This window comes from Nonomuraea sp. NPDC050153 (genome assembly GCF_044460125.1).
GTDB lineage: Bacteria > Actinomycetota > Actinomycetes > Streptosporangiales > Streptosporangiaceae > Nonomuraea.
Window position 1 is genome coordinate 283,252 of record NZ_JBITJQ010000010.1, and the last position, 23,002, is coordinate 306,253.

Below are 23,002 nucleotides of genomic sequence, written 5' to 3' on the forward strand. Positions count from 1 at the left end.
CCACAAGCACGCAGAATAAGCCCCATCGAGCGGCATGGCGCCCTGACTCACCCTGGAGACTAATCGTTGTGCTCGACTACTCCTACATGGATATCTTCATTCCACGCGACCTCACTCGCGAAGCAGCACGTCAGCTGCTGACCGAACACGCTGAGTACGGGCAGTGGGAGCTGGCCCGCGTACGTGTGTACCCCGACGGGAGCCGTCAGGTACGGCTGCGTCGCAAGGTTATGCGGGTGCGCAGCACGCTTTGACCCCGGACATGGCTTTGCCCGCCCCGGGCCGCGCCCCCGGAACGGGCAAAGCGTCTAACGCTTACCGCTCACAGGCTGTGAGCGGTAGCCGTCCTTGTTATGTGCTGCCTGATTCCCTTACTTCCGGCCGAGCCGGAACCGGCGGGCGGTCCCGAACAGCGTCGCCGAGGCGGCGAACATCGAGCCGAGCACGAGGGCGAGCAGGGAGCTCGAGTTCATCCCCCCGAGGCCGGCGGGCTGCTCGGCGCTCATCAGGCCGCTGACCGGCAGGCCACGGGTGGCCGAGGTCACCGCGCCGCCGGCCGGGGTGCCGCCCACCAGGTCGGTCGCCGGGTCGAGCACGGACACGGCGCTGCTCGACGGGGCGGGACGCCCGGCGCCGTCGGCCTGACCGGCCGCGTGCGTCTTCTTCTTCGGCTGGGCCGGGGTCTGCGCCTGGGCGGGCATGCCGGGCAGCTCGGGCAGGCTCGGCAGGCCGAACGTACGGGAGGCGTCCTCGACCAGCGGCACCGAGGTCAGGCCCGTGCCCGTGACGTCCTGGAGCTGCCCGGTCACGCCCAGCTGCCGCGGAACCCCGGTCAGGTCCTGCGCCGGCTGGGTGACGCCGGCGATGTCCTGCAGGCCGCCCAGGGCCGGGACGGCGGGCAGCATGGGCAGCAGCCCGCCCTTGGAGCCCTTCTCGGCCGTCTTCTCGACGCCGCCGCGGACGTACCCGTGCGGGTGGTCCGGCCTGCCGACGTTCGCCCCGCCGAGGCACCCGGCCGCGGCGTCGCCGAGCACGGCCACCGCGTTGCCGCAGACGTTGATCGGCGCGGCGATCGGCGCGACGACCTGGTTGCCCGCGAGCACCCCTGCGCGGCCGGAGGTGGTGTTGCCGCCGCCACCGGTCCGGTCGACCTTGGCGCCGCCCTTGCAGTGGGCCTTGGACGCGCCGAGCACGGCCGCCGCGTTGCCGCAGATGTTGATGGGAGCGGTGATCGGCGCGACGATCTGGTTGCCGCTCAGCACGCCGGCGCGGCCGGAGGTGCGGTTGCCGCCGGCTCCCGTGCCGCCGTTCTTCACGCGGGCGCCGCCCTTGCAGCCGGCGAACGCGCGCCCGATGACCGCGACGGCGTTGCCGCAGACGTTCACGGGGGCGCTGATCGGGGCCACCACCTGGTTGCCGCTGAGGACGCCCGCCTGGCCGGAGGTGACGTTGCCGCCCGCCCCGGACCCGGCGCGGGTGTTCTCGACCTTGGAGCCGCCCTCGCACCTGGCGGCCGCGTTGCCCACGGCGTTGCCGCAGACGTTCACGGGCACGCTGATCGGGGCGATCACCTGGTTGCCGCTGCCCACCCCGAAGCGCCCGTCGGTGTCGTTGCCCGAGGAGCCCACGGGGCGGTGGGGGCCGTGGTAACCGCCGTGCCGGCCGCCGCCGTTGGTGACGGTCGAGCCGCCCTTGCAGCCCGCGAACGCCCGTCCGACGACCGCGACGGCGTTGCCGCAGATGTTCACCGGCGCGGAGATCGGGGCGACGACCTGGTTGCCGCCCAGCACGCTCGCGTTGCCCGAGGTGCGGTTGCCGCCCGCGCCCACTCCGGTGTTGTGGACGCTGGAGCCGCCCTTGCAGCCCGCCGTAGCCTCGCCGAAGATCGCGACCGCGTTGCCGCAGGCGTTGATCGGCGCGGAGATCGGCGCGGTGATCTGGTTCCCGCCGAGCACGCTGGCGTCGCCGGAGGTACGGTTACCGCCCGCGCCGCCCTTGCCCTGGTTGCGGACGGCGGCGCCGCCCCTGCAGCCCGCGTCGGACCTGCCGACCAGGGAGACGGCGTTGCCGCAGGCGTTGATCGGGGCGCTGATGGGCGCGTTCACCTGGTTGCCGCCCAGCACGCTCGCGTTGCCCGAGGTCCTGTTGCCGGGGATGCCGCCCTTGTTGACGACCTGGGCGCCGCCCTGCGAGGAGGCCTCGGAGCTGCCGACCACGCCGACGGAGTTGCCGCTGATGTCGATGGGCAGGGAGATCGGCAGGTCGACCTGGTTGCCGCCGCCGACGGACGCGTCGCCCGAGGTGTCGGCCAGCGCGGTGCCGGGGCCGAACGACATGACGGCAACGGCGAGCAGAGCCGCGGGAGTAGATGCCTTTGCCCACGTACGCATGATGAATGCTCCTAGTGGTTCTTCTGGGGGGATGAACGGAACAGTTCGCGGGCAGCCCGAGGCCGTGCGAGGTTTCACGCACAGCGGAGACCTCGGATTCGCGAACAGCTGAACTGACGTGTGTGTGCGCCTTGCGCACGCTGTGCACCCGCCGGCGGAGAGGCGTTCAGACCGCACTCAGCCGCGTTGTTTCGGAAAGGGGCCGGTCAGCGAAAGGACCGGCAGCTGCAGGCGGGGTCAGTCAGGCGAGAAAGAGGGGTCGTCCGCCGCTGTGCGGACGACGGGGGCAGGCACCCGCGCCACGAGGGCGCGGAGCACCTGCAGCCGCGGGTCGAACACTGACCTCGCGACGTCACCCGCAGCGGCCCCGAACGAGCCGCTGCCACCGCCGTTGGGCACCAAGCCATTGGTGTCCAGGATCTTTCCGGCGGTGGACGGTGTTGGCAGGCCAGGATCCTGCTGGCTGTTGAGCCCGTCAACCGTACGCCCGGCCATGGCCTCGGCGTTGTCGTTGTCGGACGCCGTGGCGCCATCCGGGCTGATGAGGGATCGAGACACCTGAGCGGACACATCGCCGTCCACGGGCTGCGCGGCCGTGGACTTCACTTGCGCGTCCGCCGTCGGAGTCGCCACTTCGGCGGCCGCCGGGGCGGCGGTGATCATGCCGAAGACGAGCGCAAACAGCCACCCGGCGGCCACCAGGGCGCCAATCGTGACTGCCCGCACGACGAGCCGACGGGCACCGGCCGCGAACCGCGCCATCCGGTCGACCCGATCGGTGGTCTCGTCCTGCGCCGGGACGGTCACGGGCAGGCGATGCGCACCGAGGGCAACAGCCCTCCGCTGCACCACCATGCGCGCCACGTGACCTCCCGCACTCCAGAACCGGCCTCATTTGTCGTGAGGCCGGTCCATGGACTCACCCCTCAACGGTCCGTAACCGTAGCAGCACTCAAGGTTGCCGCAAGGCCTTTTCATCGGAGACCCAGAAATTCACCAACTCCCCATGGCCCAAAGCGCCACCAACTGCCCCAACACCCTCTTACGTACGCCACCAAAGCCCCATCAGGAGCCCTCACCCGCCCCATCTCCCGCCTCCGGGAGACACCCCGAAGAGGCGAGTGGATTCTTGGTATGACGCACCCCTCAGAGTTTGCTAACCTTACTGAGCCGACGCGAGATGACGGTCCCGCGTGCAGGCACCAAGTCCGGGTGGCGGAATAGGCAGACGCGCTAGCTTGAGGTGCTAGTGCCCAGTGATGGGCATGGGGGTTCAAGTCCCCCCTCGGACACAAACCGATCGCCTATGGGGTCCTGGTCACGTGTACACGTGACCAGGACTTTTTGTTTTGACGAGTGGTAGATCAGCCGCAGTCCCATGTTCGCGTAGATCTTGGCCTTCCGGATCGGGTCAGCATTCGAGAGAACTCGCACCATGTCTCCAAGCCTGTGCGTGATCTCCGCCAGCTCATCCCGCCCCAGCCGCCTCTGAGGCAGTACGTGCGCGCGGCTGAGACATTGCTCGGCCGCGCTCTTGCGGACAAGCTCTTCCTGGCATCCGGCGACGAGCGCCGGGTCTGCGCCCGCCTCAAGGGCAGCTCGATGCTGGGCGAGCTTGCGGTCGCACTCGGCGAGCTGGCGGCGTGCCATGGCGAGTGCTTGGGCCTCGGGCGGCGAGCGTCGGATGAGCATGCGGAGCGTGACGAAAGTGGCGGCTAGGTAAAGGTAGAAGTCCACGACGCTGCTGCTCTTTTCGGTGCAGCGCCGCTGCTTGCCGTAACCGTTCATCCATGAGTGGCACCGCTCAACCACCCACCGCTTGCCAGCCTGGATCGGTGCGGGCACGCCCTTGCGGGCTATCTCGCCGGTGAAGCCGAACTCGTCGAGCAAGGCGTGGGTTCTGGCACTGTCGTAGCCCCGGTCGAGATGGACGTTCACCTGCTCGGGGAGTGCTCCTACCTGTGCTTTCGTTGCTTCGAGGGTGGGGCCGAGCAGTGGCGAGTCGTGCCGGTTGGCGCCTGCGGAGACAATTCCCAAAGGGCCCCGGCCGCGTCGGAGGCCACCGATCGCTTCAGTCCCTGCTTGCCTCGGTCGACTGGGGAGCGTCCGGCCTTCTCACCGCCCGAGGGAGCTTTCGTGATGCATCCGTCCACGGAGATCTCGGCCAGATGGAGGCCGATCATCCGATCGTACGCTTGCAACGCCATGGCGTGGACCTGCTCTGATATGCCCATCTGCGACCAGATCTTGACGCGGCGCCGAATGGTTCGGTCCGAGCAGCCCGGACTGGCGATCCGCTCGTATCCAGTGCCGTGGACCAGTGCCTGCACGATGCGCTCGAAGACGATTCGGTCCGGGACCCGGAGACGGTGGCAGCCCAGCGGGTGGGTCGGCGCATAGTCATCGCGCGCGGGTAGCAGGGCGGCGAACTGGTCCCACAGGGGGTCGAGCAGGCAAGATGGCACAGCAGGCACGGGCCCTCCAGTGATCACTGAGCGTAGAGAACTCCATGATCATTCAAGCCTGCGCCTGTCCCGTACCCGGCACCACCATTCGCCCGTCGGTCGCAGCCCGTCTTTAACCTCCGTCAGCGTCGTACGCCACGAACGGAGGTTGTGACGGCATCACACCAGCCGGCTACTTGAGATCGAGGACGGCTTTGCCGTGGAGGCGACGGTCGAGCAGAACCTTGACTGCCTCGGAGTGGCGAGTCCAGGGGCCGCGCCAGCTGATGCCCGGATCGAGGCTGCCTGCGGCGATCTCTCCGGCCAGCCAGGTCAGATCCGCAGAGAAGTCGGTGGTGGGGTCGCCGAAGAGGAAGAAGGTGCGGATCGACCGGTCGTGCCGTCCTTCGGTGCCCAGCAGGGCATCCGGTGACAGCACCGCGTCGGCCTCGGAGGAGCGGCCTACGCTGATGAGACTGCCGCCGGCCGACAGGGAGGCGAAGGCGTCGACGAGGTGCTGTCCGCCGACGTTGTCAAGGACGGCCGACACGGGCTGCTGCACGGCGGCCGGCTCCGGGTGGACCTCGTGGGCGCCCAGGGATCGCAGCCCCTCCGCCTGAGCGGTGCTCCGGCTGATGGCAACGACGTGCGCGCCTGCGCGGGCGGCCAACTGGACGGCGTAGCGGCCGACACCGCCGGAAGCACCGGTGACCATCACGCGGCGACCGAGCAGCGATCCCATCTGACGTAGCACGTGCAGGGCGCTCAGCCCAGCCACGGGAACGGTGCTCAACGCGCCGGGATCGGCGTCCCTTGGCGCGGTGCCGAGCAGGGCGGCGGGTACGGCCCGCAACTCGGCCCAGCCGGCCTCCCCCCCGAGGGTGACAACCCTCTCTCCCTCGGCCGGACCTGAACCGTCCGCGGCCGCCTGGACGACCACGCCAGCCGCGTCCCATCCGAGCACGGTGCCGTCCGGCAGCTCCGGACGGATGGCCTCATAGACCTCACCGAAGTTCAGCGAGACCGCCTCGACCCGCACGAGCGCCTCGTGGGCGGCGGGTCGCGGGGCAGGGACGTCCGTCAGTGACAAGTGACCAGGTGAGGTGTGATCCACGACGAGTGCACGCACAGAAAGATCCCCTTTCATAAAATGCCACAGTGTGGCATTTGCTCCACAGAAGCATAAGCGTGATCTCGGCGCACTTGGTACAGTGATCGTGATGACGACCGTTGAACAGCCCGCCACCCTGCGCGAACGCAAAAAGCTGCGTACTCGCCAGGCACTGATCGACACCGCCGTCACGCTCTTCGGCGAACGCGGATTCGACAACACTCCGCTGGACGCGCTGCTGGAGCAGGTGGAGGTGTCCCGGCGGACCTTCTTCCGCAACTTCCACTCCAAGGAGGACGTGGCACTCACCGCCGTCAAGCAGCTCTGGGACATCTACCTGGAAGTCTTGGACGGCATCGAGAAGTCCGGGCCGCTGGCCGATGTCTTCCTCGCTGCCATGCTGACCACTCTGGAGCGCATGGACGAGGACTGGTACCGGCGCTTCCCGCTCACGCTCCGGCTGATCGCCGGCTCACCCGCACTCGACGGGTACACGCTGCGGCACTGCGCCGAAGTCCAAGCCGAGATCGCGCGCCGACTTGACGAACAAAACCGTCTCGAACTGCGGCTCCTCATCGAATTCTTCGTGGCCACCTGGCGCTGCGCTCTGGACGAATGGCTGCCCGACTGCACACCGGGCGAACTGCCCGCGCTCTTGCGCCGGGCCTGCTCAACCATGAACTCCGCCCTCAGCCTGGAGGCATGAGCTCGTTCTGTGCCACCCGGCCTCGAACAGGGCCCGGACGTGCTCACCCACAGGGCGAAGAGCAGCAGCGCCGTGGGCCTCTACCTATACCTCGCCGCCGCTTTCGTCACGCTCCGCATGCTCATCCGACGCTCGACGACCCGCCATCGCTAGGGACCACCGCTTCACCATCTGACGCCTGAAGTGATCCATTTGCCGGTCGATCTAAGTTTGCACGGCGCCAACACGCTTCTGAAGCCGCACTTGGACAATGCCACGCACCCCCTCAGAGCCCTTCCGTGGTCTTTCCTCGTCAGTTGCCGAGCGGCCGCCGTGAAGCCGTGGGTCCAGGTGGAGCGGACCGAGCCCAGCGAGGAACGACTACCTGGACCCGCGGCGAGCGACGGCCGCTCGGCCTGCGAGGAGAAACAAGGTGGCGTCGAAATCTCACTACGATCAGGGGCATCACCGTATGACCTCCTGGACTCTCCGCCAGAGCGCAACGGTCCGCTGGGCGAGAGTGTCCGTCCGATCTTGCTGGTTATCGGCTTAGTCCTTGTCCACGACGGGGATCGTTGCCATTGGGACGGCGCGGTGGTTGGTATGCCTGTGAAGGGCCACGCTGCTCGATGCCGCCACCGTGGGCGTGCGGACCTGTCTCTTGCCGGGCGTCGGCGCGCCGTGATGTGCCGAGTTGTTCGAGGTCGCGCTGGTCAGGAGCCAGGCCAATGCGCACAATCTCGCGTTGGATGGCAATGAGCTCGTGCTGGGCGGCGGCTTGGGCTCGGCGTTGCTCATGAACATGTACCCGGGCACGTGCGACATCGCGTTCTCGTGCCGTGCGGAGGCTGACGTCGAAGGTGCGCAGCAACTCGGCGTGGCGTCGACGTACCTGTGGCCAGGTGTCTGAGTGCGGGGCCTGCGCTGCGGTCTGGCGCACAGCCTCCCCCAGGGCCTGGGCCTGCGCATGGATCGGTGCCAGCTGTTGGTTGAGGCGCTCCTGACGCTCGTGGAGGTCGGTCAAGGTGGCTGTCAGCCCAGCCCGCAGGCGGCCTTCCACCGCAGATCACAGCGCAGCGCCAGCGCGGCTTCGGGATCGGAGCTGTGCAGCAGCACCTGCAGGACCGTCACACATGCCAGCACCTGCGGCGGCACACTCGGTCGGCCATCGGTCGCGGCATACAGGTCGGCGAACATCTCCTCGGGAAACAGCTCATCACGATGCTCGGCCAAAAACGTGTACACACTGCCCGCAGGGATCAACTCCCGGCAGGTGTCCCACACATCCGGCCCCACCGGCCGCTCGGGACGATGCCCCATCATGCTGCCAGCCTGACCCTCGACCTACATGATCGGAAGCCTGACCAGCAACATCATCAGAACACTCCAAGAGCCGTTCCCCGTTGCCTCGGTTGAAAAGATCTTCATGGCACTCGCCGAAGGCGGTCACTGGATCGCCGATACCGAAGATGATCGGGCGCTGAAAGTCGTGGAGGGCGCCGACAACAAGCGCCAGACCAAGAGGATGCGGCTCTTCAACACGGTTGCTGAGCGGCAGAACAAGCAAAGGGATGGTCACCCAGAGAGCACGCTTTCCTGCTGACGTGGTATCAGGCCGGCGGCGTCAGCTGCGACGCCCTCAGCGGGGTGATCTACGCCTGGCGGACGGTGTCCGCTGAGGCATTGCGGCAGGCGTGGCCCGCCAGGCGCGATGGGCGTTGAGGAGAGTGGCCCGCTGGCCAGGCTCGGTGTCGCGCAGCACCATGCGCAGGCTGATCAGATCGAGCAGGTCGCGGGTGAGGCTTGCCAGGACGCCGTGAGGTCTGCGCAACAGCCGGGCCAGCAGGCCTGCTACGACCGGAGTCGCAATGAGGACGATCACGGGAAGGTGGGCGGGGTCGAGCATGACGGGTGCTCCCTTGCTGTCGCTGTCAGTGTCGGTTCAGGCACGGACCGGCCGGTCGCCCGGCTCCAGATGTAGTCTCGGAAAGCGTTCAAAGGGGCGATCTGAACCAGGATGAATCGCGAGGTCGGGGAGGGGCCGGTGGGCGTCGCAAAGAAAGCGGGTCCGGCAGGTGCCCACGCCGAGCTGATCGCGCGGTTGCGGGCGGCCATGACCGGCAATGGGATGCGTCAGGCCGATCTGGCCAAGAAGGCGGGCATCTCCACAGGGGCCGTCAGCACCATCCTGAACGGCAAGTCGGTGCCCACCGTCGCCACTCTCGACCTGCTGGCTGTCGCTCTGCGGCTGACGGGAGACGCTCTCCAGGAGCTGCACCGGCTGCGGGACACGGCCGACGCGCGGGTACGACGTCTGGACGACTACCTGCACGCCGCGTTACGCGCCGCACGCGAGCATCCGTACCAGGCAGTGCTGACCACCTCCGCCGACGTCGACGGCGAGAATGATGACCTGCCACCTCTGGCCACCGTCTACGTCCGTCAGCGCGTCCAGGGCCTGTCAGCGCAGCAGAGCCCGCGCGAAGGTGACGAGGCGCCGCCGACCGTCGCTGTCGGCCCAGTGCCTGCCGAGGAGGCGTTGGCCGGTGAACACACGTGTGTCATCACAGCCGGGCCCGGAGGCGGCAAGTCGAGTCTGCTGCACATGCGGCTGGCGCACGGCGTCGAGCAGTGGATCGACGGCAGAGGCGGGGAGAATGTCCCGGTACTGGTGCCCGCCGCAGCTCTGCCCGACCGCTCGCTGCCCGAAGCGCTGGCCGACGCTGTCAAGGCAGAGCTGGCCGCCTACGGGCTGTCCCAGCTGCCGGCAGAGGTGTTCGCCACCGCGCCGCATGTGGGGACGCGCTGGCTGGTGCTGGTGGACGGTCTAGACGAGATCCTCGACGTCGAGGCCCGCCGTCGTGTCCTACGCATGCTGGCCGCGATCGCGGACGGTCCGCACGCCGACCTGTATCGGTTCGTCGTGGCCAGCCGGCCCCTTCCGCAGAGCGAACTGCACCTGCTGGGTTCGCGCGTACCACACTATGACCTGCAGCCCTTCGAGGCCGCGGAGGTGGAGACAGTGGCGTGCGGCTGGTTCCGCGCCCTGGGCCTGCCCGAGCCGGAGCCCGCCGCGCAGCGCTTCGTACACGACCTGCGCAGCACACGACTGAGCGAACTGGCGCGCATCCCGCTGATGATGTCGATGCTGTGTCAGTTGCACGCCGCCCGGCCTGAGCAGCCGCTCCCAGCCAGCCGCGGGGACATCTTCGGCGAGTTCATCTCCTTGCTGCGCGAGCGCCAGTACCCGGTCCGCCCCCAGCAGATCGGCGCCCACCGGCTCACGGGACTGGAACGCTACAACTCCCCGGCCGTACACGCCCGCGCCGAACTCGTCCTGGCTCGCCTCGATGACCTGATCGCGCACCTGGCGGCTGAGCGCCACAACGGCGACACACGCCAGGCGATCGACATCATCGAAGCCCATCCCGACGTCCAACGCCCTGTCCCCGTTGCCGCCCATCACTGGCGAGCCTTCGTGATGATGTGCCTGCGCCGCAGCGGCCTGCTGATCTTGCGTGCCGGCGAGCTGACCTTCCTGCACCAAACCGTCCTTGAATACCTGGCCGCCCGGCATGCCACCCGCGACCGCAAGGCCACGGCTCACGCCTTGCGGACACTCTTCCACCGGCCCGCCCGTTACCCTTGGCACGGCCGGTACGAGGCACCAGGTGTGCGGCCGCGTGTGTGGTTGTGGCGCTATTGGCAACCGCCGCCCAGCGAGGAGTCCTCCTTCGCGGGCTTCCTGCTCGACCTCGCCCAGCAGCAGAGCCCAGCGACCGCCCTTCCCCGCATGTCTCGCCTGGCTTCTGCCCGGGCGGGCATAAGCGGCTGTCAGTTCATCGCCGGTCAAGCCGAACTGGGCACCACCCTTCCCGCCCCCGTCGTCCAGGCCGCCATCGACCTGTGCGCCCAGTGGGCCTTCCACCCGACGCTCCTGCGTGATCGCGTGCCTGCCGCCCACGTGCTGGCAAGGCTCGGAGATCACCGCGGCGCCGACCTGTGCGCCACTCTGGTTCGGACCACAGAGCCCACCGCGACCGGAGAGCGCTCCACTGCGGCAGCCGTGCTGGCCGAACTGGGCGATCCGCGCGCGGCGGAGCTGTGCGCCACCCTGGCCGCCGATTCCAATGTCCGGGTACATGACCGCATGGACGCTCTGGCGACGCTGGTGAGATTGGGAGATCAGCGCAGCATCGACATCTACGCCCAGATGGCCCGCGAACCGAAACTCACCAAGACCCATCGCCACCGCCGTCGCGTGCACACAATGACTCGGCACGCCTACCGCACCGTCACGCGCACATATCGGTACCTGGACCAAGCGACCGACCTGATCATGCGGGTGAAGGACCCGCGCGCCATCGACGTCTTCCTCACCTTGGCGGCAGACTCGTCCCTGCCCTCCTCTTCCCGCCTGCGAGCGGCCGATGCCCTGGCCAATGCGGGGGACCCGCGCGCGGCCGAAATCTACCGGACGCTGGCCGCCGATCCTCGGCTGGGTGAGGAACGGCTCACCGCGGCCAAGACCCTGGCCGACGCGGGAGATCCGGACGCGGCTGCCACCTACGCCGCGGTGGCCGCCGACCCCGATGTGTACACCTCGCGGCGGCTCCGAGCGGCCGAGGCGCTGGCCGGTCTCGGTGACCCACGCGCCGCCGACGCCTACGCCAATCTCGCATCCGACCTGGCCGCCGACCACTCATACCTGGGGGAGATTGCCCAAGCGCTGGTCGACCTGGGCGACCCACGGGCCGGCGACGTGTACATCGCTCGGGCCTGCGCACCCACCCCGGACAGTCACCACCGGCTGGAAGCGGCCCACGTGGTGGCGCGCCTTGCCGATCCGCGGGCCGCCGACCTCTACGCCGGTCTCGCCACCGATGCCACGCTCGGCGGCGGCTACCACCCGCTCGCCGCACAGGCCTTGGCCCAGTTGGGGGATCCTCGCGGCGCCGAACTGCTCGCCAAGATGATCACGAACCCCGAGCTGCACGGAGAATCTCGTGCAGGCGCGGCAACGGCCCTGGCCGAACTCGGAGATGCCCGCGCCGGAGACCTGTGCGCGATGCTGGCCACCGACACCATGACGAACGGCGGCCATCGGGTGACGGCGGCCAAGGCCCTGATCGCACTACAAGACCCACGCGCCGCCGAACTGCTCGCCATGCTGGCGTCCGAAACCGCCGTGGACGCCAGGAACCGGGTGACGGCAGCCAAAGAACTGGCCGAGACAGGCGACCCGCGCGGTACCAACGTGTGTGCCGCGCTGGCCGCCGACACCACACTCAGGGACTGGGACCGTGTCAATGCGGCTAAAGCCCTGGCCGACCAGGGCGATGCCCGCGCCGTCGAACTGTGCGCCGCGTTGGCCGCCGACACCACGTGCGACCGGTGGACGCGCCAACGAGCCGTCAAGATCGCCGATGATCTCGGTCGTCGGAAAGCCGTCCATCCGCTCAGGCGGCTCTGGCTCCTCGGATGGCGCCAGGCCTGAGGTGCTCATCGCCGAGCACGAGCGCTAATCACGCGTGCCAGGCGCGATACAGGATGCCCGGCGACGGGCTCCCGGGTTCCGCAGTCAGTAGTCACACGTGAGCTCGAAATTGAGGGTTGACCTGGAGGAACGCGTGTAGGGCCGGGATCGCTGGTGGCCAGCAGGTACTTGCCGTCCAGCCGTTCTTCCGCCTTGACCTTGGCCCGGTCGATCACCAGCCGTCCGTTCCTCTGCTGGCGGATCCACCGCTTGAGCGTGGGATGGTCCCGCAGCGCGCACTCGGCGCGGACGTGGACAGCCTCGGCCTTCTCACGGGCCTTGGCGCTCAGCTCGCGCCCCGCCTTCCACGCGCGCTGGGCCTTGATCAGCTCCAACTCGGCCTCGATCCGCGTGATCGCCTGCTCGCGGTGCTGCTGGTCGCGCTGTTCTTGATCGGAGTTGTGGCACATGATGAACCTGACGTCGCCGGCGCCGTCGAGGCGGACCTCCTTGACCCGCAGGTTGTCGCGAACCTGTTGGTAGCGGCCCTGACGCGACAGTGCCTGCTCGACCAGGGCGCCGCCGTCGCGCATGCGCATGCCGGCGATGTAGTGGCCGCCCGCGCGGCGCACGTAGGCCAGGTTGTCGGCGCTGGAGAAGCCGCGGTCGACCACGGTGATCACGCGGCCCAGTGCCCAGGCGCACATGTCGTCCTTGACCTCGGCCGGCACGCTCTGGTCGTTGGTGTGGCCGAGCCAGCACCCCACGCGGACCGGGATGCCCTCGCGGGTGATCGCCAGCCCGATGACGATCTGCGGCAGGTCGTCACGATGATCCTTGGCCTTGCCGTAGGTGCGAAACGCCTGCTCACCAACCTCTTCCTCATCGCGTTCGAAGTAGGTGGAGGTGGTATCGAAGAACAGCAGGTCGACTTCGAGGTTGAGCAGGTGGGCGACGGCGAAGAACACCGCCTCCTGAACCTCGCCCTGGGTGTCGGCCTCCACCAGCAGGTCCATCGCCCGATAGGCCTGATCATCGTCCATCACGACCAGGTTGGGGATGATCACGTCCTGGCCGGCCCATTCGGCGGCCGACAGCTTGCTCATCGGCGCGATCACGCGGTTGGCGACCAGTGCGAACAGCACGCGTTCCATGTTGGTGGTGAAGCGCCGGCCGTCGGCTTCCTTCTTGATCGCCGAGGCGACGGCCGGCTGCCGCCACAAGCCCTCCAGCAGCCAGACGGCGCCGAGGAAACAGGAATCAACCACCTCGATCGGCGCGCTGCCGGCATGCCGGCCGACCTCGACGGCGTCATCGGCCTGGCCGGAGTCGTCCAGGCCGCCGCCGAAGTGCTTACGGTTGGAGGCCGCCAGCCCGAGCAGGCCGCCCATGTCCAGGCGGTCCACCCGGCCCAGGTTCATCAGCACGTCTGGCTTGATCTTGCCGTCCACGCGCCGGTTGTGCGCCAGCGCGACGTATCGGATGACGCCGCCGTCGGCGTTGGCTCGCTGCGTGAACCGCAGGTCCATGACTACAAACAATCACGAAGCCTGAGCTGGAGTACCAGAAATTTCAAAGTCGTGTTATTACACTCTCGGCCCTTCGCGGCATCTCGAAGCCCACTACAGACCATCTACCTGCAGATTCTCGCTGTCCATTCGCCACGTGTGACTACGAACTGCGGAACCCAGGGGACGGAACGCGCGGACAACTGGTCACCGTGGGTCGGCGAAGAAGGTCTGGAGGTGGCGGTTGACCGGTTCGGGGCAGTCCAGCTGGGGGGCGTGGCCGCAGCCGTCCAAGATCTCGAGCTGCTCGTTCGGGAGCAGCTCGGCGAAACGGTGAGCACGTTCGACGGGCTGGATGGTGTCCTGCGTGCCCCACAACACCAGGGTCGGGGTCTTGGTGGTGGGCAGGGCGCGTTCGGTCTGCGCCCAGTCCAGACGGCGTTCCAGCAGGTACGTGGCGCGGATGTTGTTGTGGAAGGTCATCGGCGCCCACCACTCGTCCAGCAATTGGTCGGTGACGCGCTGCTTGTTGACCATCATGCCCTCGGCCAGGCCGCGGACGGTGGATTTGCCGGTGGACAGCTTGACGGCCAGTTCGCCGATGACGGGGATTTTCAGGGATTCCCACATCCAGGCGCCCGACAGGTCCAGCCCGGTGGCGTCCAGCAGGGCGAGCTTGGTGACGCGGTCGGGATGGCGCTGGGTGAAGGCCAGGGCCCAGCCGCCGCTCCAGGAGTTGCCCGCCAGGGCGGCCTGCCGTACGCCGAGGGCGTCCATGAACGCGCCGACGGAGGTGGTCATGGCGTCCAGGTCGAAGGCGAAGCCGTGGTCCTTCAGCTGGGTGTAGCCCTGGCCGGGGAGGTCGACGACGTAGACGGTGTGGTCGCGGGCCAGCACGTTGAGCTGTTCCTTCCAGCCGATGACCGAGGTGCCGCCGGGTGAGAGCAGGATGACTGGGGTGCCGGATCCGGCCTGGACGTAGTGGAAGCGGGCGATCGGGGTGTCTGCGTAACGTGAGCCGACCTGGGCCAGGTACGGCGAGCGGAAGGCGCGGCCGTCCTCGGCCGGCTGCCAGCCGTACGCGCCGAACAACATCGCGGCCACCAACAGCGCTGTCGCAGCCGCGAACCAGCGAAGCCGGCGCCGCCGCTTGCGCACCGGCTGGGCGACGGCGGTCTCAGGAGGGTTGCCAGAGCGAACCATGGTGATCCTTCGGCTTGTCCGGGGAAAGCGGTCATGCGTCTGGACGGGCCGGCGCAGGGCATCGTGACAGACCCGGCGAGTGATCCGGCTCACACGGTGCGCTCACATCGTTCGGCAGTGGACACCGGTCATTCCGAGCGATCTGGCCGCCCCCACGTTCTCCAGCCGGTCGTCCATGAACAGGCACCGCTCTGGCGCGGCGCCGGCGTCTGCGGCGATCTCGTAGCTGCGCTGGTCAGGCTTGGCCATCCCGACCTGGGCGCTGCTGACCACGGCGTCGGCGGAGTGGGAGAGTCCGACTCGGTCCAGGTGCTCGTCCAAGGTGTCCGTGGCGTTGGTCACCAGCACCACCGGCACTCACTCTTGTGCCTTCGCCAGCAGCGCCCTGACCTCGTCATCCACCGTGAACGGTGCGGCGATGAACTCGGCGACCGCGCGCCTTGCGAGTTCGTCTCCGCCCAGGGCCACGACGACCGACTCCGCTCACTCCTCCTCGCTGATCGCCTCGAGGCCGTGGGGACGGTCCTGAAAGGTGTTCGGTGTCCAGGGCGAGCACCGGTCGCTCGTTGCGGCAGGCCGGCAGACGCTGATGTGCGTAACGGAGAGACCCGAACAGCAGGTGGTTGTCCCGCCATGGCCGCGATTGACGGTGATCTCAGTCGGATCAAACTGCTCGCCCCGAGCACGCTGCTCCACGCACCTGAGACCTTGAGCACTGCCTCGTGATCGATGTGCCGCTCCCGGACGAAGGCCTCTGCTCTGCAGGTGATTCGAGTTCTCGAGCCCCCGCAGGATCATCTTGATGCGCCAGGAGGTACCAACCAGATCTCGTCTCAAAATCAAATCTCACAATGTTTAGTTTTTGAGATGGCGATAGATGGTCGCTCTGGAGACTTCGAGCCGGGCGGCTATCTCCTCGGCGCTGCGGCCGTCGGCATACAGGGAACGCGCCTGCGCGACCTGCTCCTCGGTGAGGATGGCGCGTCGTCCGCCGCTCCGTCCCCGAGCGCGCCCGCGCGTCCGCGGCGCGGCCGGCTCACCCAGCAGCGCCCTGGCGCCGTCCAGGATCAGGCTTCGCAGCGGTTCGGCCGGTTCGTCGCGGAACAGCACCACCGGATCGGCCAGCCCGGCGACCACCTGGGAGGCTCGCACCCGCTGCTCGAGCCCCCCGCCTGGACCGGCCACCAACTCGTTGGCCAGGGCGATGGCGGCGCGGAAGCGGTCGGCGACGGGCGCCTGCACCAGCAGCGTCATGTCCTTGACCAGCATGGTGAGGGTCTGGCGGTGGCGCAGGTGGACGTCGACGTAGCCCTCGATCGCCCGCCACCGCACCTCCTCGGCGCTGTCGTGCGACTCGGCCCGGGCCAGCACCGCCTCCAGTTCGTCCAGCAGCGGCACCGTGAGCTGGTGGAGGATCTCCTCCTTGGAGTCGAAGTGGTAGTAGAGGGCGGCCTTGGTGATGCCCACCTCGTCGGCGATGGCCTGCATGGAGGTGGCGCGGTAGCCGCGGGCGGCGAACAGGGCGCGCGCCGCCTCCAGAATCCGCTCGGATGTCATGGGCCTCACTTACCAGCGGTCAGTTCTTTTGCTAGGCTACTTACCGGCAGTCAGTCTATTGCGGCGGGGATGATCTGTATGCGAACCAGGGTGTCCTTCACCTCTGGCGGCGTCCGGTGCGCAGGCTATCTCTACCTGCCTGCCGGCTCTGGGCAGGTGCCGTGCGTGGTGCTCTGCCACGGCTTCAGCGGGACGATGGACCGGCTCTTCGACTACGCCGAGCATTTCGCCGCCGAGGGCTTCGCGGCACTGGCCTTCGACTACCGAGGGTTCGGCGAGAGCGGCGGCGAGCCGCGCCAACTTCCCGACATCGACGGCCAGCTCGTCGATGTCCACGCCGCCGCGGCCTTCGCTCGAGGGCACGAGCGGATCGACCCCAGCAGGATATTGCTGTGGGGCAACTCGCTGGGCGGCGCCCACGCCATCACCGTGGCCGCGAGCGATCCCCGGATCGCCGGCGTGGTGGCGCAGATTCCGTTCAACGGATTCCCGAAGAAGGTCGAGGGACGCTCCGCCGGTGACACGTTACGGCTGCTGGGCGCAATCGTCTGGGACGCGCTACGGGGCAAGCTGGGCCTGCGGCCCTACTACATCCCCATGGTGGGACAGCCCGGAGAACTCGCCGTGACCGCCACCCCCGAGGCCGAGCAGCACATCCAGACCCTCACCGGTGGAGGAAAGACGCTGTGGCGCAACAGCGTCGCACCCAGAGGCCTGCTGAGGATGATGCGTTACCGGCCCGACGAGGCAGCGGCACGCCTGGTCTGCCCGCTGCTGGTCTGCGTCGCCGCCGAGGACCGGGAGACGCCGCTGGAGACCACCAGGGTGCTGGCCGACCGTGCGCCGCGAGGCGAACTTCGTACCTACCCCGGCACCCACTTCACGTTCTACACCGACCCCAGCCTCCGGGAACGTGTGGTCACCGACCAGATCGACTTCTGCCGCCGGACATCCGCAACGGTGTGATGGAAGGCGCATGAGCGAACAATCGAGGTTTCTCGTGACCGCCTGCCTGGAGTGCCGTGACCGTCCGGCAGGATCCGGTCGGCCGCTGAGCAGGATTTCCAGGCGTCCGCATACACGACGGACTCCGGTCCGGCTCGACTCCATCGCTTCGACCGACCATGGCTGGAGCTTCCTCACAACCGACGCGTCCAGGGTCATGGCCTGCACCAGAGTGCGCCGGAGAGGGTCTTCGGATGACTCACCTGATCGACATGAGCGAGCGCGAAATACTTCGCCCCGTTCGACTGAGTAGATCTTGGTGACAACGATCGCTTGTAGTTTCAGCGATTCCTCTTGCCGTCCTCGGCCCCTCCGCAGGCCGTAGCGTTTCCTACATCACATGAGGTTTTGGAGTGCCATGCTGCACGGGCGTCAGGTGGAGCAGTCCGTCATCGATGAGCTGCTGGTGAGCCGGTCCGGCGCCCTGGTCGTCCGCGGCGAGGCGGGCATCGGCAAATCGGCACTCCTGGAGTCCGTCGCGAGAGCGCATGCGCGAGTGCTGCGGGTGACCGGTGTCGAGTCCGAGGCCGATCTCCCGTTCGCCGCCTTACACCTGCTGCTCCACCCTGTCCTCGATCATGTCGAGGCGCTGCCGCAGCAGCAGGCGGAGGCGCTGCGAGGTGCGCTCGGCCTCGGCGGCGCCACGCGGGGAGACCGTTTCCTCGTCGGGCTCGCGACGCTCAACCTCCTCGTGGAGCTGTCGCTGGCGGGCCCGGTGCTCTGCCTGGTCGACGATGCGCAGTGGCTGGACGGCGAGTCGGCCGACGCGCTGCTGTTCGCCGCGCGCCGCCTGCATGCCGAGCCCGTCGCCGTCCTGTTCGCCGCGCGGGAGGGCGACTTCTCCTCCAGGGGATTGCCCGAGTTGCGACTGGGCGAGCTGAACACCGAAGACGCCCAGAGCCTTCTCGCCGAGCAGGCGGCGGACCTGCCGCCTGCCGTACGCGACCAGCTCGTCGCCGAGGCCAAGGGCAACCCGCTCGCGCTGATCGAGCTACCCCGCATGCTCACCCCGGAGCAGCGCAAGGGCGCCCTCGTCCCGCTGTCGTTCTCCCTCGGTACGGCACAGCCGGTGACGGACAGGGTGCTGATCGGTTTTCGCGACCGGATCGCGACACTGCCCGAGGCCACCCGCTCCTGCCTGCTGGTGGCGGCCCTCGATCACCACGACGAGCTGGATGTGCTGGCCCGCTCGGTCGGCCTGCTCGGCGCCTCGCTGGACGACTTCGCCGAAGCCGAGCGTGCGGGCCTGGTCCGGGTGGGCCCTGAGGGCGTCGCCTTCCACCACCCGCTGGTGCGCACCGCCGTACTGCTGGCCTGTGACATCGCCGCCAGGATGGCCGCGCACCGGGCGCTGGCCGAGACGGTCGACGACGACCGGCGAGCCTGGCACCTGGCGGCCGTCACCCTGCAGCCCGACGAGGAGGTGGCCGGGAAGCTGGAGAACCTGGCGCTGCGCGCGCGGCAACGCGGCGGTCAGGCTGCGGTGTCGGCGGCCTACGCGCGGGCGGCCGAGCTGTCCGCCGATCCCGGCCAGGCCGTACGCCGCTGGACGGCAGCAGCCGAGGCCGCGACCGAGGCGGGCCTGTGGCAGCGCGCGGGTGAACTCGTGGACCGGGCACGAAACCAGGCCGGGGCGACGGCGCTGAAGGGCGCCGTCCTGGCAGAGCTCGCCTGCGTGCGCGCGAAACTGAAGATCGAGGCCGGTCGGCCCCTGGAGGCCGTGCGGCTGCTGCACGAGGGAGCCGAGGCGGCCGACGACCTGCCCGTCAGGCTGTCGCTGCTCAGCATGGCCGGCTACTACACCTGGGCCAGCGCCACCCACCCGGACCAGCTCGCGCTGGCCCGCCGGAGCGAGGAACTGTGCCCGGACGGCGAAGGGCTGCCCGCCGTCGTGCGCACGATCAACCACGCCTTCCGCCTGATCCTGGAAGGTGAAGCCGTGACCACGCTCGCCTACCCCATGCCGGACCAGGCCGAGCGCATACCGCCCGAGCTGCGCTTTCTCATCGCTTTCCAGGCCATCGTCCGCGCCGACTCCGGCGGCATGCTCGGAAGCTCGACCGCGCTCGTCGAGGAATGCCGGGCGGAAGGACGTCTGGGACGCCTGCCTCAGGCCATGACAATCCTCACCATCGCCCAGCTCCTCGACGGTCAGCACCGGTCCGCCCGGGCCACGGCGACCACCGGCCTGGCCCTGGCAGCCGATGTCGGCCAGCCGATGTGGCGCGGTTACCTGGCGGGCGTGCACGCCTGGCTGTCCGCGGTCGCGGGTGTGGAGGAGGAATGCGAGGCGATGGCGGAGCTGGCGATCCGCGACGCCGATCATCGCCGGTGGATGCCGGGGGTCTGCTGGGCCGAGTACGCGCGGGTGATCCTCGACCTCGGGCTGGGCCGCTACGAAGCGGTGCTCGAACGGGTGGACCGGGCGATGGCCGGTCCCACGCGCCACGCCTTCCTGTGGCGGTACTCCTGGCCGAACTTCGTCGAGGCCGCCGTGCGGGTGGGGGATCCGCGGCGGGCGCGGAACCGGCTGAGGCGGTACGCGGAGTGGGCCGAGTCCACGGGCCGGGCCGCGCCGCTGGCCGTCCTCCATCGGATCCGCGCGATGGTGGCCCCGGACAGCGCGGCCGGGGGACTGTATGAGCGGGCGCTGGCGCTGCACGCCGAGGACGGTCAGCCCTTCGACGAGGCGCGCACCCGCCTGGTCCATGGGGAGTGGCTGCGCCGCCACAGGCGGCGCGCCGAGGCGCGCACCCAGCTCCAGGCCGCCATGGAGGCCTTCGACCGGCTCGGCGCGGCCCCCTGGTCCGCCCGCGCCGCCGCCGAGCTGCGCGCGACCGGGCATTCCCTGCCGGACCATTCCCGTGCCGGGGATCCGCTGGCCGTGCTGACCCCGCAGGAGCTCCAGGTGGTACGTCTGGCGGTCACGGGCGCGTCCAACCGGGATATCGGCGCGCAGTTGTTCCTGAGCCCTCGCACGGTCGCCTCTCACCTGTACAAGGCCTTCCCCAAGCTGGGCGTCGCCTCGCGCGCCGAGCTGGCGCGGCTCACACTCGGCGATAGATGATCGGCTGCGCGGCGACGCCGTTCATCCGGTGCCCTCCTCGTGCCGGATCGGCAGGAGGCTTAGAGAGCGAGCGGCGGCCCAGGCACGCGGGAGACCGAACTCGGCCATGCCTTGAAGCAGGTCGCGCATGGTCTCGTCGGTGACCCCCGCCCCCCTGGCCAGCTCGGCGTGCAGGCGCAGGGATTCGCCCAGGGTCTGGTAGAGGACGTCCACGGCCAGGCAGGCGATGGCCCGCTCGCGAACTGTGAGGCCGGGCCTGGCCCAGCGCTGGGCCAGCTGGTCCTCGGTGAAGGCGGCCAGCCCCGGATCCACCTCCTCCAGGTCGCGTACGGCATGCGCCAACGCACCGTGCAACGGGACCGGCTCGACCGGGTCGGTGTCCAGCGCCGCGGGCAGGCCGAGCTCGGCCAGGCGTCGGAAGGCGGTAACCAGGACGGGGTAGCCGACGTAGGGCGCCAGGTGGCGGTAGAGCTCCCTGATCGACTCGGGTTCGACACCGTTGGCCAGGGCCATCTGCACGTGCATGGCCAGGGGTAGGTCGAGGTGCGGGTGGCACAGGTCGGCGGTCAGGCAGACGAAGGCCTTCTCCCGCGTCGTCAGGTGGGCCAGGTTCCACAGGTTGTGCCCGGCGCCGACGGCGAGCCTGGCGAAGACGGGATCGAGCGAGATGAGGGCGTCGGCCCCGGCGAGTTGCGTCATGGTGGGCTCCGTTCAGGACAGGCCGAGCGCGCGCAGGCGCAGGCGGTCGAGGGTGTACTGGGGGACGATGCGGCCGAGCGTGCTCATCAGCCGCGATTTCTTGCCGACCGGGTAGCGGGAGCGGGGCTTGCGGGCGGTCAGGGCGTGCAGGACGGCGCGGGCGACCACGTCGGGGCTGGAGCCGGAGCGCTCCTCCTTCAGGCCGGCGGTGGTCATGGTGCGGTAGGCGGTGCCGTACAACCTCCTGCCCTCCGGGCCGAGGGAGGCCAGGCGGGGTTCGACCTCGTCTTCCAGCTTGTCCACCGCGTCGGTGTGGATCGAGCCTGGTTCGATGAGGACCGCTGCGACACCGTACGGCTTGAGCTCCATGCGCAGCGCGTCGTTGAGCGAGCGGATGGCGTGCTTGGAGGAGCACAGCGGCCCGCCGAAGGGCAGGGTGATCCAGCTGCCCACCGAGCCGACGGTGATGACGCGGCCTTTCGACGCGCGCAGCATCGGCAGCATGGCCTGGGTGACGGCCACCTGGCCGAAGACGTTGACCTCGTACTGTCGGCGCAGCGCGTCCATGGGCACGAATTCCAGGGGACCGGTGACGCCGATGCCGGCGTTGTTGACCAGGGCGTCGAGGTGACCCAGGCGCTCGGCGGCGTCGGCGATCCGGCCGGCGTCGGTGACATCGAGCTTGATCGGGGTGACTGCGGGCCCGAGCGCTTCGCCGTCGGAGTCCTTGCGCACGCCGGCGTAGACGGTGAAGCCCTCGCGCGCCAGTAGCAGGGCGGTGGCGCGGCCGATTCCGGTGGAGGCGCCGGTCACCAGGACGGTCTTGGACATGAGTAATCCTTCCAGGTCAGTGGGAGGCGCGCAGCTCGGTCACCCGTCGGCCGCGAGAGACGCCCAGCGTCCGGCCCGACGAGGGATGGTGCAGGAGCAAGGTCAAACGCGGCGATAGATGATCGGCTGCGCGGCAACGCCGTTGGCCTTGAAGTTGGCCAGCACGAAGCCGCGGAAGGTCGGCCGGAAGATCAGGCCGGGCAGGAAGGTCCGCCAGCTCGGCCAGCTCGCGTGGTTGACCAGCCCGTAGTCGGCGGGCTCGCCCTCCACCGGCTGCATCAGCGCGGAGTCGGGCAGCGCGGTCTTGGCCTGGAACCACCCGGCGGTGTACTCCCACACCTTCAGCAGGGTCTCGCGGTCGTCGGCGTAGAAGTAGTTGAACAGGAAGCAGTGGTTCCGGCTGTGATCGACGTCGCCCAGCCGTCCGGCGCTGGCGGCGACGATCTCGTGGGTACGGCGGGCCCCGGTGCCCACGGCCTTGGCGATCTCCTTGTAGGCGATGCTCTCCCGCAGTGCCAGCGCGGCCTCCACGGACGCCATGCGGAACAGCACGACGATGTCATAGCGCGCCGGGCGGATCCCGCGGGCGGCCAGCAACTCGTCGCCCTCGCCGGGTGTGCGCAGGACGGCGCGGAACACGTTCGCCTCGCACGCCTCGATGCCCGCGGTCAGGGCCTTGAGGTGGCCGGCAAGCTGTATGGGAGGGGAGGCGAAGTAGCCGCCGCGCCAGGTGCCGACCTCGCCGGCCAGCATGAGGAAGCCGTCGCCGGTAGGAGGCAGCACGCGGGCCTTGACGGCCAGGTGGTCATTGATCAGCTTCATGCCGCCGACGCTAGCCCGGGACCCTCGTTCGCCGCCTCCGTCACCTGACTGATGCTCCTTCCCGTCACACCAGCATGGTGACGGTGATCAGCTCCTGGCCTTGATCCCCGGACAGCGCGATCGACAGCTCCCGGGTGGCGACGAAACGACCACGGGCGGCCATCTGGCCGCCCCGGTCAGAATGCGACACGTTCGCCGGTGTGG

Annotated in this window: 21 protein-coding genes, 1 tRNA gene and 2 pseudogenes; 10 read left to right on the forward strand and 14 right to left on the reverse strand. The window is 69.0% G+C overall.

What is annotated here, in order from left to right:
- Positions 1-86: 86 nt before the first annotated feature.
- Complete coding sequence (locus ACIBQ1_RS25990) at positions 87-254, forward strand: DUF5703 family protein (protein ID WP_397281515.1); 168 nt, start codon at positions 87-89, stop codon at positions 252-254.
- A gap of 117 nt (positions 255-371) precedes the next feature.
- Here ACIBQ1_RS25990 and ACIBQ1_RS25995 read toward each other — a convergent pair whose 3' ends face one another.
- Positions 372-2,390, reverse strand: coding sequence for a chaplin family protein (locus ACIBQ1_RS25995; protein ID WP_397281402.1), 2,019 nt, complete (start codon positions 2,388-2,390; stop codon positions 372-374).
- A gap of 237 nt (positions 2,391-2,627) precedes the next feature.
- Complete coding sequence (locus tag ACIBQ1_RS26000; protein ID WP_397281516.1) at positions 2,628-3,245, reverse strand: hypothetical protein; 618 nt, start codon at positions 3,243-3,245, stop codon at positions 2,628-2,630.
- 351 nt (positions 3,246-3,596) lie between these two features.
- On the opposite strand from ACIBQ1_RS26000, the gene ACIBQ1_RS26005 reads away from it, so the two are divergent.
- Together ACIBQ1_RS26005 and ACIBQ1_RS26010 are read left to right on the forward strand one after the other, a co-directional pair.
- Positions 3,597-3,682: transfer RNA gene (locus ACIBQ1_RS26005), tRNA-Leu, on the forward strand.
- 157 nt (positions 3,683-3,839) lie between these two features.
- The gene (locus ACIBQ1_RS26010) at positions 3,840-4,109 is read left to right on the forward strand and encodes a hypothetical protein (RefSeq protein WP_397281404.1); all 270 of its coding nucleotides are present in this window, start codon (positions 3,840-3,842) and stop codon (positions 4,107-4,109) included.
- Here the strand turns inward: ACIBQ1_RS26010 and ACIBQ1_RS26015 are convergent.
- Positions 4,065-4,864: pseudogene (locus tag ACIBQ1_RS26015) on the reverse strand (IS5 family transposase); the annotation flags it as partial. The gene ACIBQ1_RS26010 and the pseudogene ACIBQ1_RS26015 overlap by 45 nt on opposite strands.
- Before the next feature lie 163 nt (positions 4,865-5,027).
- Positions 5,028-5,981: a zinc-binding dehydrogenase gene (locus ACIBQ1_RS26020; RefSeq protein WP_397281405.1), complete on the reverse strand. Its 954-nt coding sequence runs from the start codon at positions 5,979-5,981 to the stop codon at positions 5,028-5,030.
- 73 nt (positions 5,982-6,054) lie between these two features.
- On the opposite strand from ACIBQ1_RS26020, the gene ACIBQ1_RS26025 reads away from it, so the two are divergent.
- From ACIBQ1_RS26025 to ACIBQ1_RS26035, 3 genes and pseudogenes are all read left to right on the forward strand, one after another.
- Positions 6,055-6,651, forward strand: coding sequence for a TetR/AcrR family transcriptional regulator (locus tag ACIBQ1_RS26025; RefSeq protein ID WP_397281518.1), 597 nt, complete (start codon positions 6,055-6,057; stop codon positions 6,649-6,651).
- A gap of 57 nt (positions 6,652-6,708) precedes the next feature.
- A pseudogene (locus ACIBQ1_RS26030) lies at positions 6,709-6,804 on the forward strand (IS5/IS1182 family transposase); the annotation flags it as partial.
- A gap of 520 nt (positions 6,805-7,324) precedes the next feature.
- The gene (locus ACIBQ1_RS26035; protein WP_397281406.1) at positions 7,325-7,540 is read left to right on the forward strand and encodes a hypothetical protein; all 216 of its coding nucleotides are present in this window, start codon (positions 7,325-7,327) and stop codon (positions 7,538-7,540) included.
- 122 nt (positions 7,541-7,662) lie between these two features.
- Here ACIBQ1_RS26035 and ACIBQ1_RS26040 read toward each other — a convergent pair whose 3' ends face one another.
- On the reverse strand, positions 7,663-7,953 hold the full coding sequence (locus ACIBQ1_RS26040; RefSeq protein ID WP_397281407.1) for a transposase: 291 nt from the start codon (positions 7,951-7,953) through the stop codon (positions 7,663-7,665).
- A gap of 25 nt (positions 7,954-7,978) precedes the next feature.
- Between ACIBQ1_RS26040 and ACIBQ1_RS26045 the strand changes: the two genes are divergently transcribed.
- Positions 7,979-8,233: a hypothetical protein gene (locus ACIBQ1_RS26045; RefSeq protein ID WP_397281409.1), complete on the forward strand. Its 255-nt coding sequence runs from the start codon at positions 7,979-7,981 to the stop codon at positions 8,231-8,233.
- A gap of 36 nt (positions 8,234-8,269) precedes the next feature.
- Here the strand turns inward: ACIBQ1_RS26045 and ACIBQ1_RS26050 are convergent, their stop codons facing one another.
- The gene (locus ACIBQ1_RS26050; protein WP_397281411.1) at positions 8,270-8,536 is read right to left on the reverse strand and encodes a hypothetical protein; all 267 of its coding nucleotides are present in this window, start codon (positions 8,534-8,536) and stop codon (positions 8,270-8,272) included.
- 111 nt (positions 8,537-8,647) lie between these two features.
- On the opposite strand from ACIBQ1_RS26050, the gene ACIBQ1_RS26055 reads away from it, so the two are divergent.
- Positions 8,648-12,127 (forward strand): helix-turn-helix domain-containing protein, encoded by a 3,480-nt coding sequence (locus ACIBQ1_RS26055; protein WP_397281412.1) that lies wholly within the window; start codon positions 8,648-8,650, stop codon positions 12,125-12,127.
- Between the two features lie 5 nt (positions 12,128-12,132).
- Here ACIBQ1_RS26055 and ACIBQ1_RS26060 read toward each other — a convergent pair whose 3' ends face one another.
- From ACIBQ1_RS26060 to ACIBQ1_RS26075, 4 genes are all read right to left on the reverse strand, one after another.
- A complete protein-coding gene (locus ACIBQ1_RS26060; RefSeq protein WP_397281414.1) occupies positions 12,133-13,497 on the reverse strand; it encodes an IS1634 family transposase in 1,365 nt (454 codons plus the stop codon).
- Between the two features lie 324 nt (positions 13,498-13,821).
- Positions 13,822-14,817 (reverse strand): alpha/beta fold hydrolase, encoded by a 996-nt coding sequence (locus ACIBQ1_RS26065; RefSeq protein WP_397281416.1) that lies wholly within the window; start codon positions 14,815-14,817, stop codon positions 13,822-13,824.
- A 102-nt stretch (positions 14,818-14,919) separates the two neighbouring features.
- The gene (locus ACIBQ1_RS26070; protein WP_397281417.1) at positions 14,920-15,168 is read right to left on the reverse strand and encodes an HAD-IA family hydrolase; all 249 of its coding nucleotides are present in this window, start codon (positions 15,166-15,168) and stop codon (positions 14,920-14,922) included.
- Between the two features lie 504 nt (positions 15,169-15,672).
- On the reverse strand, positions 15,673-16,374 hold the full coding sequence (locus ACIBQ1_RS26075) for a TetR family transcriptional regulator (RefSeq protein ID WP_397281419.1): 702 nt from the start codon (positions 16,372-16,374) through the stop codon (positions 15,673-15,675).
- Positions 16,375-16,452: 78 nt separating this feature from the next.
- Here ACIBQ1_RS26075 and ACIBQ1_RS26080 point away from each other — a divergent pair, with 78 nt between their 5' ends.
- Together ACIBQ1_RS26080 and ACIBQ1_RS26085 are read left to right on the forward strand one after the other, a co-directional pair.
- Positions 16,453-17,340 carry an alpha/beta hydrolase gene (locus ACIBQ1_RS26080; protein ID WP_397281420.1) on the forward strand — a complete coding sequence of 296 codons (888 nt, stop codon included), beginning with the start codon at positions 16,453-16,455 and terminating at the stop codon, positions 17,338-17,340.
- A gap of 379 nt (positions 17,341-17,719) precedes the next feature.
- Positions 17,720-20,446, forward strand: a complete 2,727-nt coding sequence (locus ACIBQ1_RS26085; protein ID WP_397281421.1) for a LuxR C-terminal-related transcriptional regulator — start codon at positions 17,720-17,722, stop codon at positions 20,444-20,446.
- Between the two features lie 21 nt (positions 20,447-20,467).
- On the opposite strand, the gene ACIBQ1_RS26090 is transcribed toward ACIBQ1_RS26085, so the two are convergent.
- The 4 genes from ACIBQ1_RS26090 to ACIBQ1_RS26105 all read right to left on the reverse strand — a co-directional run bounded on the left by ACIBQ1_RS26090 (position 20,468) and on the right by ACIBQ1_RS26105 (position 22,988).
- The gene (locus ACIBQ1_RS26090) at positions 20,468-21,145 is read right to left on the reverse strand and encodes a carboxymuconolactone decarboxylase family protein (protein ID WP_397281423.1); all 678 of its coding nucleotides are present in this window, start codon (positions 21,143-21,145) and stop codon (positions 20,468-20,470) included.
- A 12-nt stretch (positions 21,146-21,157) separates the two neighbouring features.
- Positions 21,158-21,976, reverse strand: coding sequence for an SDR family oxidoreductase (locus ACIBQ1_RS26095; protein ID WP_397281424.1), 819 nt, complete (start codon positions 21,974-21,976; stop codon positions 21,158-21,160).
- A 102-nt stretch (positions 21,977-22,078) separates the two neighbouring features.
- Positions 22,079-22,798: a hypothetical protein gene (locus tag ACIBQ1_RS26100; RefSeq protein WP_397281426.1), complete on the reverse strand. Its 720-nt coding sequence runs from the start codon at positions 22,796-22,798 to the stop codon at positions 22,079-22,081.
- Between the two features lie 64 nt (positions 22,799-22,862).
- On the reverse strand, positions 22,863-22,988 hold the full coding sequence (locus ACIBQ1_RS26105) for a hypothetical protein (protein ID WP_397281428.1): 126 nt from the start codon (positions 22,986-22,988) through the stop codon (positions 22,863-22,865).
- Positions 22,989-23,002: the final 14 nt, after the last annotated feature.